The organism is Bradyrhizobium sp. JR4.3 (genome assembly GCF_040547695.1).
In the GTDB taxonomy this organism is placed as follows: domain Bacteria; phylum Pseudomonadota; class Alphaproteobacteria; order Rhizobiales; family Xanthobacteraceae; genus Bradyrhizobium; species Bradyrhizobium canariense.
Map to the genome: position 1 here is coordinate 69,169 of NZ_JBEPQF010000001.1, position 17,975 is coordinate 87,143.

General features: G+C 64.5%; 13 protein-coding genes and 1 riboswitch. Of the genes, 4 read left to right on the plus strand and 9 right to left on the minus strand.

Features of this window, described 5'->3' with window-relative positions:
- The first annotated feature begins 42 nt into the window (after positions 1-42).
- The gene (locus tag ABIB91_RS00400) at positions 43-1,017 is read left to right on the plus strand and encodes a hypothetical protein (RefSeq protein ID WP_354159173.1); all 975 of its coding nucleotides are present in this window, start codon (positions 43-45) and stop codon (positions 1,015-1,017) included.
- 130 nt (positions 1,018-1,147) lie between these two features.
- Here ABIB91_RS00400 and gcvP read toward each other — a convergent pair whose 3' ends face one another.
- From gcvP to gcvT, 3 genes are all read right to left on the minus strand, one after another.
- A complete protein-coding gene (gene gcvP, locus ABIB91_RS00405; protein WP_354159307.1) occupies positions 1,148-4,012 on the minus strand; it encodes an aminomethyl-transferring glycine dehydrogenase in 2,865 nt (954 codons plus the stop codon).
- Between the two features lie 181 nt (positions 4,013-4,193).
- Entirely contained in the window at positions 4,194-4,562 is a 369-nt protein-coding gene (gene gcvH / locus ABIB91_RS00410) for a glycine cleavage system protein GcvH (RefSeq protein ID WP_354159170.1), read from the minus strand.
- An 11-nt stretch (positions 4,563-4,573) separates the two neighbouring features.
- On the minus strand, positions 4,574-5,722 hold the full coding sequence (gene gcvT / locus ABIB91_RS00415) for a glycine cleavage system aminomethyltransferase GcvT (RefSeq protein ID WP_354159168.1): 1,149 nt from the start codon (positions 5,720-5,722) through the stop codon (positions 4,574-4,576).
- A 141-nt stretch (positions 5,723-5,863) separates the two neighbouring features.
- Positions 5,864-5,952, minus strand: a riboswitch (glycine riboswitch).
- A gap of 222 nt (positions 5,953-6,174) precedes the next feature.
- On the opposite strand from gcvT, the gene alaS reads away from it, so the two are divergent.
- Both alaS and ABIB91_RS00425 read left to right on the plus strand, forming a co-directional pair.
- The gene (gene alaS, locus ABIB91_RS00420; RefSeq protein ID WP_354159166.1) at positions 6,175-8,868 is read left to right on the plus strand and encodes an alanine--tRNA ligase; all 2,694 of its coding nucleotides are present in this window, start codon (positions 6,175-6,177) and stop codon (positions 8,866-8,868) included.
- Between the two features lie 4 nt (positions 8,869-8,872).
- Positions 8,873-10,099, plus strand: coding sequence for a cyclic nucleotide-gated ion channel (locus ABIB91_RS00425; protein WP_354159164.1), 1,227 nt, complete (start codon positions 8,873-8,875; stop codon positions 10,097-10,099).
- A gap of 4 nt (positions 10,100-10,103) precedes the next feature.
- Here ABIB91_RS00425 and ABIB91_RS00430 read toward each other — a convergent pair whose 3' ends face one another.
- Both ABIB91_RS00430 and ABIB91_RS00435 read right to left on the minus strand, forming a co-directional pair.
- The gene (locus ABIB91_RS00430) at positions 10,104-10,604 is read right to left on the minus strand and encodes a DUF3455 domain-containing protein (RefSeq protein ID WP_354159162.1); all 501 of its coding nucleotides are present in this window, start codon (positions 10,602-10,604) and stop codon (positions 10,104-10,106) included.
- 123 nt (positions 10,605-10,727) lie between these two features.
- Positions 10,728-11,942: an NADP-dependent isocitrate dehydrogenase gene (locus tag ABIB91_RS00435; protein WP_007602224.1), complete on the minus strand. Its 1,215-nt coding sequence runs from the start codon at positions 11,940-11,942 to the stop codon at positions 10,728-10,730.
- A 367-nt stretch (positions 11,943-12,309) separates the two neighbouring features.
- Here ABIB91_RS00435 and ABIB91_RS00440 point away from each other — a divergent pair, with 367 nt between their 5' ends.
- Positions 12,310-13,509 carry a TrmJ/YjtD family RNA methyltransferase gene (locus ABIB91_RS00440; RefSeq protein ID WP_354159160.1) on the plus strand — a complete coding sequence of 400 codons (1,200 nt, stop codon included), beginning with the start codon at positions 12,310-12,312 and terminating at the stop codon, positions 13,507-13,509.
- Positions 13,510-13,569: 60 nt separating this feature from the next.
- On the opposite strand, the gene ABIB91_RS00445 is transcribed toward ABIB91_RS00440, so the two are convergent.
- The 4 genes from ABIB91_RS00445 to mddA form a co-directional block, all read right to left on the minus strand.
- Positions 13,570-15,273, minus strand: a complete 1,704-nt coding sequence (locus ABIB91_RS00445; RefSeq protein ID WP_354159158.1) for an amidohydrolase — start codon at positions 15,271-15,273, stop codon at positions 13,570-13,572.
- A gap of 169 nt (positions 15,274-15,442) precedes the next feature.
- Complete coding sequence (locus tag ABIB91_RS00450; RefSeq protein WP_219685002.1) at positions 15,443-16,198, minus strand: PaaI family thioesterase; 756 nt, start codon at positions 16,196-16,198, stop codon at positions 15,443-15,445.
- Between the two features lie 28 nt (positions 16,199-16,226).
- A complete protein-coding gene (locus ABIB91_RS00455; protein WP_354159155.1) occupies positions 16,227-17,204 on the minus strand; it encodes an NADPH:quinone oxidoreductase family protein in 978 nt (325 codons plus the stop codon).
- Positions 17,201-17,962: a methanethiol S-methyltransferase gene (gene mddA, locus ABIB91_RS00460; RefSeq protein WP_354159153.1), complete on the minus strand. Its 762-nt coding sequence runs from the start codon at positions 17,960-17,962 to the stop codon at positions 17,201-17,203. Before mddA ends, ABIB91_RS00455 begins: the two co-directional genes overlap by 4 nt.
- Positions 17,963-17,975 lie beyond the last annotated feature (13 nt).

Sequence of the window (17,975 nt, forward strand, 5' to 3'; positions counted from 1 at the left end):
GCCGACGCCACGCAGCGCGCCGGACTCCTTTGAGAGGTGATCGTGTCACATCTGATTCTGACCACGAACCATCTTGCGGCAGCCACGCTTCGGCAAACTAAACTGGCGAATATCGCACTCGGCTTCTGCACGCGCTTCGTCTTCGGCCAATTGCCCTCCGCAGAGCAGCTCCTGATGGGGCTGGAACGACGATCGGAAAAGCATTGCAATCCTGGTGATCACTGGCTCGACGACCTTTGTCGAGACTGCCTGCAGGGTTTCGGCACGCGCGATATTGGTTTCTTCGAACTCTGCATGAAGTTTGACTCGATCGAATTGTGGGTTGATCCTCGACCAAACGATCAGCTCGTGCTGGTCTGGCTGCTCGACCTGCTTCGCCCCTACAAGGAGATCACAACGAAGCTGAGCCTGGTGCATACAGACGATCATGCTGCGAGCTATGCTCCAGAGTCTGTCGCAAAATGGAAGCTGCCGCCCTTCAAGGTGACCGACAACCATTTGGTGACGGCCAGCCGCGCCTGGCAGGCCTATCGAGCTGAAACGCCAAAGCCCTGTTTCGATCTTCTGATGACGGATCTGGCGATGCTGCCGAGACTTCGACCGGCGCTCATTGCGTTGCTTGAAGAGCTTCCGGACAGCGTCACGGGTCTAGGTGCCAGCGAAATGGATATTCTGGACTTTGTGAACGACGGGCACACGGACCCGAGGCGTGTCACCGAAGCGTGGTGGATGCGCGATGTGTTCGACGAAAACGACGCGCGCGATGCTTTGCTCGAGTTGGGGGCACATTCGGCGCCGGCGGTCCTCTTGGGCGATCCGGCGTTCGACAATGAGGCCCGCTACTTCGGCAAGAGCGAGTGGAAGGTCACGCTGACCGAACTCGGGCGTTCAATTTTTGCGCGCGAAGACGACATGTGGCGCCACAACCCGATCAAGCGCTGGTGGGGTGGGACTGAACTGACCAACGAGCGGCTGTGGCGATGGGATCGCGAGACGCGCTCGCTGGTCAAGCCCTGACATGCATCCAGAGTGCAGGGGTCGGTAGGGTGGGCAAAGGCGCGCAAGTGCCGTGCCCACCATATCTCAACTCAGACAAAGGTGGTGGGCACGCTTTGCTTTGCCCACCCTACGAAACCTCCGTCGGGTCCTACTCCGCCGCCTCCGCGTAATCGCTCACCGGCGGGCAGGAGCACACCAGATTGCGGTCGCCATAGACATTGTCGACGCGCCCGACCGGGGACCAGTATTTGTCGTTGCGCGAGGTGCCCGCGGGGAAGCAGCCTTCGGCGCGGGTGTAGGCGCGCTTCCAATCGTCGTCAGCGATGTCGTGCACGGTGTGCGGGGCGTGACGGAGCGGCGAGGCCTCGATCTTGAAGCGGCCGCCTTCGACCTCGGCGATTTCCTTGCGGATCGCGATCATGGCATCGCAGAAGCGATCGAGCTCCGCCTTGGATTCCGATTCGGTCGGCTCGATCATCAGCGTGCCCGGCACCGGGAAGCTCATGGTCGGCGCGTGGAAGCCGTAGTCGATCAGGCGCTTTGCGATGTCGTCGACGGTGACGCCTGAGGTCGTCTTCAGTGCGCGGGGATCGACGATGCACTCATGCGCGACGCGGCCTTTCTCGTTCTTGTAAAGCACCGGGAAGTACGCATCGAGCCGGGCGGCGACATAGTTGGCGTTGAGGATCGCGATCTCGGTGGCGCGCTTGAGGCCTTCGCCGCCCATCATCAGGATGTAGATGTAGGAGATGGTCAGGATCGAGGCTGAGCCGAACGGCGCTGCCGAGACTGGGCCGACCGGCGCATCCCCGTTCGCCGATGGATGCCCCGGCAGGAATGGCGCGAGGTGCGCCTTGACGCCGATCGGGCCCATGCCCGGGCCGCCGCCGCCATGCGGGATGCAGAAGGTCTTGTGCAGGTTGAGATGGCTGACATCGGCGCCGTAATCGCCGGGCCTGCTAAGGCCGACCTGCGCGTTGAGGTTGGCGCCGTCGAGATAAACCTGCCCGCCATGGCCGTGCACGATGTCGCAGATCTCGCGGATGTGCTCCTCGAACACGCCATGAGTCGAGGGATAGGTGATCATGACGGCGGCGAGGTCGTTCGAATGCTTCTCGGCCTTGGCGCGGAGATCGTTGACGTCGACGTCGCCGTTCTTCTCGCAGGCGACCACCACCACGTCCATGCCGACCATCGCGGCCGAGGCCGGGTTGGTGCCGTGGGCGGAGGAGGGGATCAGGCAAATCTTGCGATGCGTCTCGCCACGCGCCGCGTGATAGCCGCGGATGGCCAAAAGCCCGGCATATTCGCCTTGCGCGCCCGAATTCGGCTGTAGCGAGATCGCGTCATAGCCGGTGATGTCGCACAGCCACTTCTCCAGGCGCGCGAACAGCGCGTGGTAGCCCTTGGCCTGCTCGCGCGGGGCGAAGGGATGCAACGAGCCGAACTCGGGCCAAGTCAGCGGCATCATCTCGGTGGTCGCGTTCAGCTTCATGGTGCACGAGCCGAGCGGGATCATCGCGCGGTCGAGCGCGAGGTCGCGATCGCTGAGCTTGCGCATGTAGCGCAACATCTCGGTCTCCGAGCGATGCGCATGGAAGACGGGGTGGGTGAGGAAGGAGGTCGCGCGCTTGAGCGCCTCCGGCAGCGCCTCACGCGTGGTCGCGTCGATCTCGGCGTAGGCAAGCTGGCCGCCGAAAGCGCGCCAGACCGCTTCCACCGTCGCGGGCGTGGTGGTCTCGTCCAGCGCGATGCGCAAGCTGTCGTCGCCGACACCGAGATTGATTTTCTCGGCCGCCGCGCGCGCGACGATCTCGGCACGCTTCGCGCCTGTAACCACGCTGAGCGTATCGAAGAAGCTGTCGGACTGCAGCGCAAAGCCGAGCTTGCGCAGGCCCGCGGCGAGCACCGCCGTGCGGCGATGCACATTGCGCGCGATCTGCGTCAGGCCTTCGGGGCCGTGATAGACCGCATACATCGAGGCGATCACGGCGAGCAGCACCTGCGCGGTGCAGATGTTGGAGGTCGCCTTCTCGCGGCGGATGTGCTGCTCACGGGTCTGCAGTGCGAGGCGATAGGCAGGCATCCCGCGCGAGTCCACGGAGAGGCCGACGATGCGGCCGGGCAGCGAACGCTTCAGCGCATCGCGCACCGCCATATAGGCCGCGTGCGGCCCGCCATACCCCATCGGCACGCCAAAACGTTGCGCCGAGCCGATGGCGATGTCGGCGCCGAGCTCGCCGGGCGAGGCGAGCACTGTCAGCGCCAGCAGATCGGCAGCGATGATCGCGAGCGCGCCCTTGGCCTTCAGGCTGGCGATCGCGGGCCTGAGGTCGCGCACAGCGCCTGACGAGCCCGGGTATTGCAGCAGCGCGCCAAGCACGTCCGTCTTGTCGAGATCGGTGAGGGGATCACCGACGACCAGGGTCCAGCCCAGGGGCTCCGCGCGGGTGCGCATCACGGCGAGTGTCTGCGGATGCACGTCCTTGTCGACGAAAAAGGCCTTTGCTTCGACCCGCGAGTGCCGCTCCGCGAGCGCCATCGCTTCGGCGGCCGCGGTGGCTTCGTCGAGCAGCGAGGCGTTGGCGACGTCGAGCCCGGTGAGGTCGCAGATCATGGTCTGGAAGTTGAGCAGCGCCTCGAGCCGGCCCTGGCTGATCTCGGGCTGGTAGGGCGTGTACGCCGTGTACCAGGCCGGGTTCTCCAAGATGTTGCGCTGGATCACCGCAGGCAAGATCGTGCCGGAATAGCCCTGGCCAATCAACGAAGTGAAGACCTGGTTCTGGGCGGCGAGTTCGGCCATATGCGCGATGGCCTCGGTTTCGCTGAGCGGCTTGCCGAGATCGAGTGGGGCGGCCTGCCGGATCGAAGCGGGAAGCGTCTGCGCCATCAGCGCATCGACGCTGTTCGCGCCGACGGCCTCGAGCATCGCGGTGACGTCGCGTGCCGAGGGGCCGATGTGGCGGCGAACGAAGCTGGTGGTGTCGCCGTTGGATTTGCGGTGTGCGGTCATCATGGGTCCTCGCTTCAGATGTTCTTGTCGCCGTCATGCCCCGCCTAGTGCGCACTTGCGCACGGGGGCGGGGCATCCAGTAAACGCAGCCGCTTCGGCTAGGGCCGATGGGCCGCGGCGTACTGGATCGTCCGCCTTCGCGGACGATGACACCGAATATGAGGTCAGAGTTCGCATCATCTCACGCCGTGTGGGCCTTGTACGCCGCTTCGTCCATCAGACCGCCGAGCTCGCTCTTGTCGGCAATCTTGATCTTGAAGAACCAGGCCGTGCCTTGCGCATCCGAGTTCACCAGCGCGGGCTCGGCGGCCAGCGCAGCGTTGGTCTCGAGCACTTCGCCCGTCACAGGCGCGTACACGTCCGAGGCGGCCTTCACCGATTCCACGACGGCGGCGGCTTCCGCCTTCTTCAGCGTGCGGCCGAGCTTGGGCAATTCGACGAACACGACGTCGCCGAGCTGCGATTGCGCGTAGTCGGTGATCCCGACGGTGGCGACATCGCCGTCGATCGCGAGCCATTCGTGGTCGGAGGTGTAGAGCGTCGTGGTCATTTTCTCAGTCCTCAGCGTTTGTAGGTGTTTTTCACGAAGGGCATGGCGGCGATTTGCACGGCCAGGCGTTGGCCGCGCACCTCGGCGAAGAGTTTTGTGTCGAGCGCGCTCAGGCTCGTGGGCACATAGCCCATCGCGACCGGCGCATTCAGGCTCGGGCCGAAACCGCCCGAGGTGACCTTTCCGATCGGCTCGCCGGAGGTTGCGTCCGCAAACAGCAGCGCGCCCTCGCGCACCGGCGCGCGACCCTCGGTGCGCAGGCCGACGCGGCGGCGGGATGCGCCGCGGTCGAAATGGACCAGAATCTTTTCCGCGCCGGGAAAGCCGCCGGCGCGCGCGCCGCCGGTGCGGCGGCTCTTCTGCACCGACCATTCCAGCGCGGCCTCGACCGGCGTGGTCGCGGTATCGATGTCGTGGCCGTAAAGACAAAGTCCGGCCTCGAGCCGCAGGCTGTCACGGGCGCCGAGCCCGATCGGCATGACGTCCGGATTGTCCAGCAGGGCCTTGGCGAGCCGCTCGGCGTCGCCGGCAGGAACCGAAATCTCGAATCCGTCTTCGCCGGTATAGCCGGAGCGCGAGACGAAGCAGTCGAGGCCGGCGACCTTGTGCGGGCCGGAATCCATGAACTTCATGGCGGGCGCCTCTGCGCATAATTTCGCCAGCGCGGATTCCGCCTTCGGCCCTTGCAGCGCGATCAGCGCGCGGTCGGCCAGCGAATCGATGACGCAGGCGTCGGACAGATTCGCGCGCAGATGCGCCTCGTCCTCGGCCTTGCAGGCGGCGTTGACGACCAGGAAGAGGTGATCGCCGAAATTGGCGACCATCAGATCGTCCAGAATCCCGCCGTCGGCATTGGTGAACTGGGCGTAGCGCTGCCGGCCCGGCGCAATCGCCAAAATATCCTGCGGCACCAGCCGTTCCAGCGCGCGGGCGGCGTCCTCGACCTTGCCGGATTTCGGCCTGAGTGCGATCTGGCCCATGTGGGAGACGTCGAACAGGCCGGCCGCGTGGCGGGTATGAAGGTGCTCCTTCAGCACTCCGGCCGGATATTGCACGGGCATGTCATAGCCCGCGAACGGCACCATCTTGCCGCCGAGCGAGACATGCAGATCGTAAAGGGGGGTGCGTTTCAGGGAGTCTTTGTCGTCACGCGCAAGCATCGGGGGGCCCTCGGCGGTTCCCCGGGAACGATTTCCCGTGGACACCAATCGAAGCCCCATCTGTCGCTGTGCCTGAGAGTATTATCCCGTCGGCGGACGCCATCCGGGTTAGCCGGTCGGCGCCTCTTTCCAGATGCTGTCAAAGCCACGCGGTCCGTTTGCCTGAGAGTTTCCGGGGCGGTTGCTCCTTCGGCGCCGGCACCAGTGCCGGTCTCTCCCGACGTGGCCGTACGATACAGATAGGTAAAGACCACAGGCCGGCCAAGCCTGTCAACGCGACATCGGCGGCTTTCCAATGGATTACGCGACTGCGGCAACGCCTTGATCTGTCTGCACAGTTTCTGGACAGCGAAGCCGGCCTTGTCTAAAAGCGCTTTGACCCGCAGATATCAGCCCAAACTCGCGGTTTGGATGGCTGGAAGGCGGGTGCAAGCACACCCGATTGGATGAACATGAGCGGCGTCAACGAGATCAGGTCGACCTTTCTGAACTTCTTTGCCGAGAACGGCCACGAGATCGTGTCGTCCTCGCCATTGGTGCCGCGCAACGATCCGACGTTGATGTTCACCAATGCCGGCATGGTGCAGTTCAAGAACGTCTTCACCGGCGTCGAGAAGCGGCCCTATCAGCGCGCCACCACCTCGCAGAAATGCGTGCGCGCCGGCGGCAAGCACAACGACCTCGACAATGTCGGCTACACCGCGCGCCATCTCACCTTCTTCGAGATGCTCGGCAACTTCTCGTTCGGCGACTATTTCAAGGAGCGCGCGATCGAGCTGGCCTGGAAGCTCATCACGAAGGAGTTCGGGCTCAAGAAGGACAAGCTGCTCGTCACGGTCTACCACACCGACGACGAGGCGGCGGACCTCTGGAAGAAGATCGCCGGCTTCTCCGAGGACCGCATTATCCGCATCCCGACCTCGGACAATTTCTGGGCGATGGGCGACACCGGCCCGTGCGGCCCGTGCTCGGAGATCTTCATCGATCGCGGCGAGCACATCTGGGGCGGGCCTCCGGGCTCCCCGGAGGAGGACGGCGATCGCTTCCTCGAATTCTGGAACCTGGTGTTCATGCAGTACGAGCAGGTGACGAAGGAGGAGCGCGTGCCGCTGCCGCGTCCCTCGATCGACACCGGCATGGGGCTGGAGCGCATGGCCTGCATCATGCAGGGCGTCGACAGCGTGTTCGAGACCGACCTGTTCCGTCATTTGATCGACGCGACCGCGTCGGCTCTCGGAAGCGGACCGGACGAGAAGACCGTGGCCTCGTTCCGCGTCATCGCCGATCATCTGCGTTCGTCGGCCTTCCTGGTCGCCGACGGCGTGCTGCCCTCGAACGAGGGCCGCGGCTATGTGCTGCGCCGGATCATGCGCCGCGCGATGCGCCATGCCCAGCTGCTCGGTGCGCAAGAACCGCTGATGCATCGCCTGGTCTGGGCGCTGGTGCGCGAGATGGGCCAGGCCTATCCGGATTTGATGCGCGCGGAAAATTTGATCGAGGAAACGCTGCGGCTGGAAGAGACCCGCTTCCGCAAGACGCTGACGCGCGGCCTCGCCATCCTCGACGAGAAGAGCGCGTCCTTAAAGAAGGGCGACATGTTCGACGGCGACGTCGCCTTCACGCTGTACGACACTTATGGCTTCCCGCTCGACCTGACGCAGGACGCGCTGAAGTCGCGCGGCATCAGCGTCGATCAGGCGTCGTTTACCGATGCAATGGAGCGCCAGAAAGCCAAGGCGCGCGAGTCCTGGAAGGGGTCTGGCGAAGCCGCTTCCGAGGCGATCTGGTTCCCGCTGCGTGAGAAGCTCGGCGCAACCGAATTCCTGGGTTACGAGACCGAGAGCGCCGAAGGCGTGGTGACCGCGCTGGTCAAGGACGGCAAGGAAGCCATGAGCCTCAAGGCCGGCGACACCGGCGCGATCGTGCTGAACCAGACGCCGTTCTACGCGGAGTCCGGCGGCCAGGTCGGCGACACCGGCGTATTGACCGGCGAGGGCGGCATCAAGTTCCGCGTCACCGACACCCAGAAGAAGCTCGGTGATTTCTTCGTTCACGTCGGCACATTGGAGAGCGGCGAGCTGAAGCTCGGCACCCCCCTGCAGCTCGAAGTGGATCACGGCAGGCGCTTTTCGATCCGCGCGCACCACTCGGCCACGCATCTCATCCACGAGGCGCTGCGCCAGGTGCTCGGCGATCACATCGCCCAGCGCGGCTCGATGGTCGCGCCGGATCGGCTGCGTTTCGACTTCGTGCATCCGAAGCCGATCACGGCGGAAGAGCTCGCGCGCGTCGAGGATATCGCCAACGACGTGGTGCTGGAGAATGACGAGGTCTCGACCCGCGTCATGGGCGTGGACGAGGCCCGCGAGGCCGGCGCACGCGCGCTGTTCGGCGAGAAATATGGCGACGAGGTTCGCGTCGTCTCGATGGGCCGGACCGCGCGCGAGCGCGGCGCCAACGCGCTCGGCTGGTCGGTCGAACTGTGCGGCGGCACGCATGTCAGGCGCACCGGCGACATCGGGCTGATCACGCTGACGGGCGAGAGCGCGGTCGCCTCCGGCGTGCGCCGCATCGAGGCGCTGACCGGCAACTACGCGCGCAAGCACGCCAACGAGACCATGGCGCTGGCGAAGACCGCGGCCCACGAGCTGCGCACGTCGATCGACGACGTCCCGGCGCGCATTGCCGCGCTGATGGAGGAGCGCAAGAAGCTCGAGCGCGAGCTCTCCGACGCCCGCAAGAAGCTGGCGATGGGCGGCGGTGCAGCTTCGAGCAACGGCGCGGCCTCCGGCGTGCGCGAGGTTGGCGACGTCAAGCTGATGGCGCGCGCGGTCGAGGGCATCGAGATGAAGGATCTCAAGAGCCTTGCCGACGACGGCAAGAAGCAGATCGGCTCCGGCGTCGTCGCCATCGTCGGCGTCACCGAGGACGGCAAGGCCGGCGTCGTGGTCGGCGTCACCGCTGACCTCACCTCGCGCTTCAATGCGGTCAATCTGGTGAAGGTCGCCTCCGAGGCGCTCGGCGGCAAGGGCGGCGGCGGGCGGCCCGACATGGCGCAGGCCGGCGGCCCCGATGGTGCGAATGCGGCCGCGGCGCTCACGGCGATCGAAAAAGCCATGACTGAACAAAAATCGGCCGGCGCGTAGCCAGGTGCGCCCCGTTCCGCGAGGGCGTGGCTCAACTGATCCCAATCTGAGGGATCGCCTCTACGAATTGCTGGAGCACGATCCGCTGGCCTACTCGGTCGGGTCGCGCTTCATCCAGCTGGTCATTGGCGTCATCGTGCTCGACGTCGCCGCCATGATCCTTGCCTCGGTGCCGGAGCTGGACGCGCAATTCGGTACGCTGTTCGCAGGCATCTCCATCCTGTCCGTGATCGTGTTCGCGCTGGAATATGCCGCGCGGCTGTGGACCGTGGCGGGCCATACCCAGCGCACGGCGTCCGCGCTGTCCGACCGGCTCGGCTATGTCTTCTCCGCACTCGGCATCATCGACCTGCTCGCGTTCCTGCCGGCTGCGATCGTGCTCGCCACCGGCCGGCATGCGACGCTGGCAGCCCTCGGCGTGCTGCCGTTCTTCAAGCTGGTGCGGTACTCGCCGGCGATGCGTTCGCTGCTCGCGGCCGTGCACGCCGAGCGGCGGGCGCTGATCGGCTGCATCGTCATCCTGATCGGCGCGGTTCTGACGTTTGCCTCGCTGCTCTACGCCATCGAGCGCGACGTGCAGCCGGACAAGCTCGGCACCATTCCGCAGGCGATGTGGTGGGCGATCGTGACGCTCGGCACCGTCGGCTATGGCGACGTCGTGCCGGTGACGGCGCTCGGAAAGTTCATCTCCGTCTTCACCATCATCAGCGGGTTTGCCATGATCGCGCTGCCGGTCGCGATCATCTCGACGGCCTTTGCGGAAGAGGTGAAGCGGCGCGACTTCGTGGTCACCTGGGGCATGCTGGCGCGGGTGCCGCTGTTCTCGCATCTTAGCGCATCCGAGATCGCCGACATCATGCGGCTGCTGCGGGCGCGCACCATCGAGCAGGGCGAGATATTGGTGCGGCGGGGCGATGCGGCTTCGTCGATGTACTTCATCACCGCCGGCGAGGTCGAGATCGCGCTGCCGAACCAGCAGGTGCGGCTCGCGGATGGCACCTTCTTTGGCGAGATCGCGCTGCTGCACAAAACCAAACGCAGCGGCACGGTGACGGCGACGCGCAAGACCCGGCTGCTGGTGCTCGACGCCCAGGACTTCCACGCCCTGATCGAACGCATGCCGACGCTCGCCGCGCACGTCCACAAGACGGCGAAGGCGCGGCTGGAGGGCAGCGGCGACCTTGCCGTGGCGGAACTGGCGCAGGCGGAGCGCGAAGGCACCGACCGCTGAGGGCTCAGCCCTTCTTCAGGAAGACGTAGTCGGCCGAGTAGGGCGCGCTCTTGAAATCGCCGGCCTTGTCGCATGCGCCGTCGAGCTTGCCGCCACGGGTGTTGATGCGCTGAACCGTGGTCACGGGCGTGAGGACACCGCTGCCGCGGTGGGTCGTCACTTCCAGCTTCAGCCAGGGAATGTCGCCAGCGGTGGTACCCGGGGCGTTGCCGGCGGCCTTGGCGGCCACGGCGCTGCCGTCGGCATGCTCCCAGTTCGGCCCGGCATAGTGCCGGCCGATGGTCTTGCCCTCGACGAGCAGCGTCGCGATCGGCTCGCGAAAGGCCCAGGCGAGCTTGCCGTCGGTGCCGGCCTTGCACTCATAGACCTGCGCGCCCTCGGCGTGGACACTGAGCACGACAGTCTCTCCGGGCGCTGCGATGGCGTCGGGGAGCGGGTCGGCGGCGAATGCGGGCGTGCTGGTCAGCACGAGAACTGCAAACGCAAGACTCTTGAGTGTCGTCATGGTGCTTCCTCAGGCAAAAGTCTCGTCATTGCGAGGAACTCTTGCGACGAAGCAATCCAGTATCTCTCCGCAGAGACAGTCTGGATTGCTTCGCTTCCCTCGCAATGACGGGGTGGAGGCAGCTTACGCCGCCAGCGCCTTCCCGAGGTTCTCGGCGACCTTGTCGAGGAAGCCGGTGGTCGAGAGCCAGCGCTGGTCGGCGCCGACCAGGAGCGCGAGGTCCTTGGTCATGTAGCCTTCCTCGACGGTGTCGACGCAGACCTTCTCCAGGGTGTTCGCGAACTTGGCGAGCTCGGCATTGTTGTCGAGCTTGGCGCGGTGCGACAGGCCGCGGGTCCAGGCGAAGATCGACGCGATCGAGTTGGTCGAGGTCTCCTTGCCCTTCTGGTGCTCGCGGTAATGGCGGGTCACCGTGCCGTGGGCGGCCTCGGCTTCCACTGTCTTGCCGTCGGGGGTGAGGAGGACCGAGGTCATCAGGCCGAGCGAGCCGTAGCCCTGCGCGACCGTGTCGGACTGCACGTCGCCGTCGTAGTTCTTGCAGGCCCAGACATAGCCGCCCGACCATTTCAGCGCCGAGGCCACCATGTCGTCGATCAGGCGGTGCTCGTAGGTCAGGCCCTTGGCCTCGAATTCCTTCTTGAACTCGCGGTCGTAGATGTCCTGGAAGATGTCCTTGAAGCGGCCGTCATAGACCTTGAGGATGGTGTTCTTGGTCGAGAGATAGACCGGGTAGTTGCGCAGCAAGCCGTAATTGAGCGAGGCGCGGGCGAAGTCGATGATGGAATCGTCGAGATTGTACATCTGCATGGCGACGCCGGCGCCGGGCGCCTTGAACACTTCCCGCTCGATCACGGTGCCGTCCTCGCCGACGAACTTCATCGACAGCGTGCCCTTGCCCGGGAACTTGATGTCGGTGGCGCGGTACTGGTCGCCATAGGCGTGGCGACCGATGATGATCGGCTTGCTCCAGCCCGGAACCAGGCGCGGCACGTTCTTGCAGATGATCGGCTCGCGGAAGATCACGCCGCCGAGGATGTTGCGGATGGTGCCGTTCGGCGACTTCCACATCTGCTTGAGGTTGAATTCCTTCACCCGGGCCTCGTCCGGGGTGATCGTGGCGCACTTGACGCCGACGCCGACCTTCTTGATGGCCTCGGCGGCGTCGATCGTCACCTGATCGTTGGTCTCGTCACGGTACTCCATCCCCAGGTCGAAATAGAGCAGCTCGACATCCAGGAATGGGTTAATCAGCTTGTCCTTGATGTACTGCCAGATGATCCGGGTCATCTCGTCGCCATCGAGTTCGACGACGGGGTTGGACACCTTGATTTTTGCCATGATCGGGGAAGCCTCTTGGGAACGGCGCTTTGGCGCGCCACGGGAATATCCGCCGCCTCTTAGCACCTGATAGCAGCGGGCGAAAGCCAAGGGATTATGCACTTTTAGCTCATCCAGCCCCCGCAGATGGGGGTTCGAGGAGCCCCGTCGCGAGGGCAGGGCTGAAGTTTCAGGCGAGATTCAAAAGTCGAATCCAACCCGTTATTTCCCTTGAGAATTTTGTCAGGACGGGCAAACGACAGGCGAACGGGCAGCCGGCCCGAGAGCAGGTCAAGACCGGGTCGAGACCAGGTCAGGACCGGCCTTGAATCATTTCATCAAGAGGGCCTGTCCAAGGCCTTGAGAACCAGTGTGAAAGCGAAGCGAGATGTCGGGGACTGACAAGAGCAAGGCGGGCCTTTCCCTCGACGGTCCCATCGTCATCCTGGTCGAGCCGCAGCTGGGCGAAAACATCGGCATGGCCGCGCGCGCCATGGGCAATTTCGCGCTTGGCGCCTTGCGCATCGTCAACCCGCGCGACGGCTGGCCCAACATCGCCGCTCAGCGCGCCGCGGCCGGGGCCGACTATATTCTGGACAAGGTCGAATTGTTCGACACGGTCGGTGAGGCCGTCGCCGATCTCGACCTGCTGTTCGCCACCTCCGCGCGCCCCCACGACCAGGCCAAGCCGGTGGTGGGGCCGGAAGCCGCAGCTAGTGAGATTTCCGGGCACGTCGCCGCCGGCGGAAAGGCCGGTATCCTGTTCGGCCGGGAGCGCTGGGGCCTGACCAATGAGGAGGTCGGGCTTGCCAACCGCATCATTACCTTCCCGGTCAATCCGGGCTTTGCCTCGCTCAACCTCGCCCAGGCCGTGCTGCTGGTCGGCTACGAATGGTTCAAGCGCGCGACCTCCGGCGAGCTGCCGCACGCCATGCCGGAGCGCTCCGAGCGCGCCTCGCAGCACCAGATGCAGGCCTTCTTCGACAATTTGATCCGCGAGCTCGACCGGGTCGAATTTTTGCGCCCGGCCGAGAAGCGCGACACCATGCTGGTGAACCTGCGCAACATCTTCACTCGGATGGAGCCGACCAAGCAGGACATGCACACCCTGCACGGTGTCGTGATGGCGATCGCGGAAGGGCGCAAGGGCCCGGCCAAGGGCGGCGTGCTCGACGGCGAGCAAGCCACGCGGCTGCGCGCGCTTTTGGCCGAGCACGGGCAGGGCGGCGGCGTGCCCGACAGTGGCTCCACCGTACGCGGCCTCGCCCGCCTGCTCCGCCGCAACCCAACCGACGCCGAACGCCTGCTCTGGCAGGCGCTCACACGCGATCGCCGCTTCGCAGGAGGGTTCAAGCGCCAGACCCCGGTGGGGCGGCACATCCCGGACTTCGTCTCGTTCCCGCACCGGATCGCGATCGAGCTGGTGAACGCGGGTGAGAACGAGGCGATCGTCGCGGATCGTGCGTCGCGGCGGGCGTGGCTGGAGGCGCGCGATTATCGGGTGCTGGAGATTCGGGCGGCGGATGTGGAGCGCGATATCGAGGCGGAGCTGGAGCGGCTGCAGGGAATGATACAGCAGAGCGCTTAGATTTCGTCGAAAAGCAAAGCGGATTGTCGGTCTCGCTCACCTTGGCCGATCAGCGCCGGTTCAGCGCTGAAAGACAACCTTGCCGCCGACCAGGGTCAGGTCCACCTTGATGTCCTTGATCTGCTCCTCCGGCACGGCCGCGTAGTCGGCGGAGAGCACCACGATGTCCGCCAGCTTTCCGGGTTCGATGGTCCCTTTGCGCGCTTCATCGAACGTGTAGCGCGAAGCCGCGCTGCTGTAGAGCCGGAGGGCCTGCTCGCGCGTAATGGCTTCTGCCGAGCCGTAGACGTTTCCGTTGGGGTCCTTCCTGGTCACCATGATGTACATGTTGAGGAAGGGGTTGATCGGGTTGACCGGAAAATCCGTCCCGGCGCCGAGGCTGTTGAGCCCCATTTTTTCGATCAACGTTCTGGTCGGTACGGCGCGGTCGGCGGTCGCTTTCCCGAGAAATCGTTCGACGGTCGCTGCCTTATCCCACATGAAAACGTTCTGGAAATCGATGCGGACTCCGAGTCTCTGCGCACGCTCCATCTGTTCTGGCCGGATCAGGCTGGCGTGGATGAGGACGAAGCGACGATCGCGGATCGATTTTTCTTTATCCGCTGCCTCGAAGGCATCGAGCACCTGGTCAACACCCAGGTCGCCCACCACGTGGACACCGACACGCCAGTCATAACGGTTGCTGACGGCGATGAGTTGCTTCAGCCGCTCGGGAGTCTGCTGCGTGATGCCGTGATAGTTGTCGTGTGAATCGGGATACACGTCACGCATGAGCGCCGTCTTCAGCGTCATGCCGCCGTCGTAAAAGATCTTGATGCCGGCGAACTTGAGCCAATCGTCACCGAACCCTGATGAGGCGCCATTGCCTGACATGATCGCTTCCCATGCAGTCAGATCAGCTGGGGGCTCCGGTCGAAACATCACGCCGGTGCGCAAAGTGGCCTTCCCGGCTGCGACAAGCTTCTGCAGCGTGCGGACGTCGCGTGGCTCTGTTGCGCCTTCGATCACACTGGTGATGCCAAAACTGTTCAGCACACCTTCGGCAATGGTGAATTGCCGCATTTCGTCGTCTTCTGTCCAGGGTGGTACGGCCTTCTCGACCCGATCGATCGCCGTCTCCACGAGCACGCCGGTCAATTCACCGGCTGCGTCGCGTTCAAACTTTCCACCACTCGGATCCGCGGTGGTCTTGTCGACACCGACCACTTGTAGAGCCATGGTGTTCGCCATCGAGAAATGCCCGACGGTGCGAAGATAGACCGGGTTGTCTGGAGCAACGCTATCGATCTCCTGCCTCGTCAGATAGCGCTTCTCGGCCAATTGTGAGGGTGGATGCCACGCGCCACCTACAATCCACTCACCCGGCTTTTTCTTCGTGGCGAATGATTTGATGGCCTCGAGCGCGTCCGCAACGGTCTTGGCTCGGCCCAGGCTTACGACATAGTCGCCCAGACCAGCGGCTTTGTAGTGAGCGTGTGTATCGATCAATCCGGGGATGACGGTCTTGCCAGACACATCGAGCACGCGGGTCCGGGCGCCTGCAAGCGCCTTGATCGAAGCACTGGTTCCGGTCGCGATGATCTTTCCATCCGCGACGGCGACTGCCTCCGTGACGGTCGATCGGTCGTCTAACGTCAGAACCTTGCCATTAACGAGGACTAGGTCAGGCGCATTAAGCTCCGGCTGCTGTGCCTCGGCATTTGCGACGCCAGCGATGAACGTGCCCGTAGCAAGGATTGCAAATGCCGTTAACTTGCGGATCATCGCGTACCCCCTTGGATCTTTTTTGCGTTGGCGACAGCTGCAAGGGTATCTTTGATCAAATAGGGGTTCAATGCTTCTCGACGCTTGGCAGCGTCGCACGGTGGGCAAGGTGGAGTGCTCTCTTGGCTAGCCGAAAGCTGGCTGGCTCCGTACCGGGCGCATATCCCCTCTACGAAAGGCGCCCGAGCTGCACCTCGCGCTCCACCGCAATCCATGTCGTGCGCGCCACCGCGAGCAATTTCCCGGCTCCATCATGCACCGCGGCGTCGGCCATGCGCTTGCGGCCGTCGCGGGCGGTTGGCCAGGCCGTGATGATGCAGCGGTCTCCCGGGCGCGGGCGGGCGTCGATGTGAGCCGACATCCGCCCGAGCAGGAGCGGTGTCTTTTCGAAGCCGCCGCTCTGCTGATCGTAATTGCAGGCAAAGCCGGTGGGGCAATCGAGCGCCGACCAGAGGAATTCGGGTGCGACCAGGCCGTCCTCGGCGGCGAGGTTCGAATCTGGTGCCCAGGTCGCCGCGAGGACAGGAATCTGCGCATGACGGCTGAGCGGCCCGGCGAAGATGCGCAGGCCGTCGCCTTTCGCACGCGCGGGACCGCAAACGAAGCAATTCGGCAGCGGATGCTCGTGCGGCTGGACTAGCGCCAGCAATTCGGCGGCGCGTGCTTTCTCCAGGCTCGCTGTCTCCAGCCGCGCAAGCTCGACGCTTGCCGGCCGCCCGGTCGCGACGATCTTGTCGCTGTCGTGAAGCTCCCATGTGCCGTCGTTCGTCGCGACCGCATCAAGCGGGGTGTCCAGCGGCGGCGGTGCGCGCAGCGTTATCTCCGCGGCGCCGGCAATGTGGCGGGCCAGCCGCCCACAGACATAGCCGCCGTTGCCGGAGTTGGGAGGACCGCAAAAGCGTTTGTCGATGATGATCTGTGTCATCGGTTTTGTTCTCTCTTCCCCGTGCACTTTACCTGATCTTGAGGACAATTCGCCCCTGAACCGTTCGGTTGGCCACGGCACGCATGGCTTCGCCGGCCTCCTCCAAAGGGAGGACGCGATCGATATGCGGGCGGATTTTTCCGCCGGCCAGCAATTGCATCAGCGTGGCATTCATACGCGCGGCGTCCGCGGGAAATTTCTCCGCCCAGGCGCCGACGAAGACGCCGAGGATGGAATAGTTCTTCAGAAGCGGAAGGTTCATCGGGAGCTGTGGAATTTCGCCGCTGGTGAAGCCGATCGGCATCAGCCGTCCGCCCCATTTCACCAGCCGGGCCATCTGCTCGAAAATCGCGCCGCCGATCGTGTCGAAGCCGATGTCGATGCCTTCTCCTGACGTGATCGACTTGATGCGGTCGCGCAGATCCTCACTGCGATAGTTGACGATGTCGCTCGCCCCATAATTGCGAACCAGGGCGGCCTTGTCATCGGAGCCGATACCGGCGACGACGCGCAGGCCGAGATGGCGGCCGAGATCGACCACAGCAAGGCCAACTCCGCCGGCAGCACCGGTGACGAACAGCGTTTCGCCGCGCTGTGCCCGGGCCCGCTCGACCAGCGCATAATAGGCCGTGCCGTAATTATGCAGGACCGTCGCCGCGGCCTCGAACGCGACGTCGCCAGGCAGACGCACGCACTTTGAGTCCTTGGCTATCATCCGTTCGGCGTAGCCGCCGGTCCAGGCGCTGCATGCCACGCGGTCGCCGGGCGCGAATGCCGTGACCTCGTCGCCGACCGCGACGACCACACCGGCCGCTTCCGTGCCGGGCACGAAGGGCGTCGGCGGCCGCATCTGGTAGAGGCCCGAGACCACCAACTGGTCCATGAAGCTGACAGAGGCCGCATGGACGTCGATCAGGATCTCGTCGCCGGCCGGCTTCGGCTCGTCGATCTCGCCGAGGCGCAAATCGCCGGGGCCGGTGAACGATGTGCACAGAATCGCTTTCATCGGGGCGCTCCGAAAAGACGCGGCAGCAGCATGGGAACGTGTCGGCGGTAGTCCTGGTAGGTGGCGCCGAATTCGGCGATCAGGTCGCGCTCCTCGAACTGAAGCGCGGCCAGGATGTAGGCGGTGTTTGCGAGCGCAAACAGAAGGTGGCCGACAGTCATCTCGGGCGTGGCCCAGAACGCGAGCAGAAAGCCGAGCATGATGGGATGCCGCACGAGCCTGTAGAGCAGCGGCGTCCTGAACGATTGACCTGGTATCTCGCGCCCGCGGAACGCGACGAAGGCCTGGCGGAGGCCGAACAGATCGAAATGATCGATCATGTGGGTCGAGGCGAACGCGATCAGCCAGCCAAGCCAATGCACGCCGATCAGCAGCCAGGCCGCCATGCCGCTCGTTTGCCAGACCGGCGTCGGGATCGGACGCCACTGCCAAAACAGCAGCAGCAAGATCAGGCTGGAGAGCAGCACATAGGTGCTGCGCTGGCAGGCTGCGGGGAGGAATTTGACCAGCCATCGCTTGAAACCCGGGCGCGCCATGACGCTGTGCTGGATTGCAAACAGGCTCATCAGCAGCAGGTTGACGACGATGGCCACGCTCAGGTCCGTCGGGCTGCCGACGCCGATCGGCATGTTGATCGACTTATCAATCGACTTGGGTACGACATAATTGCCGACGAAACCGAGCGCATAGAGAAATGAGACCGTGAAGATGACGTAGCTCACGATGGCGTAGAGCAGGATCAGAAGGCGCGAGATCATGTTTTTTCCTATT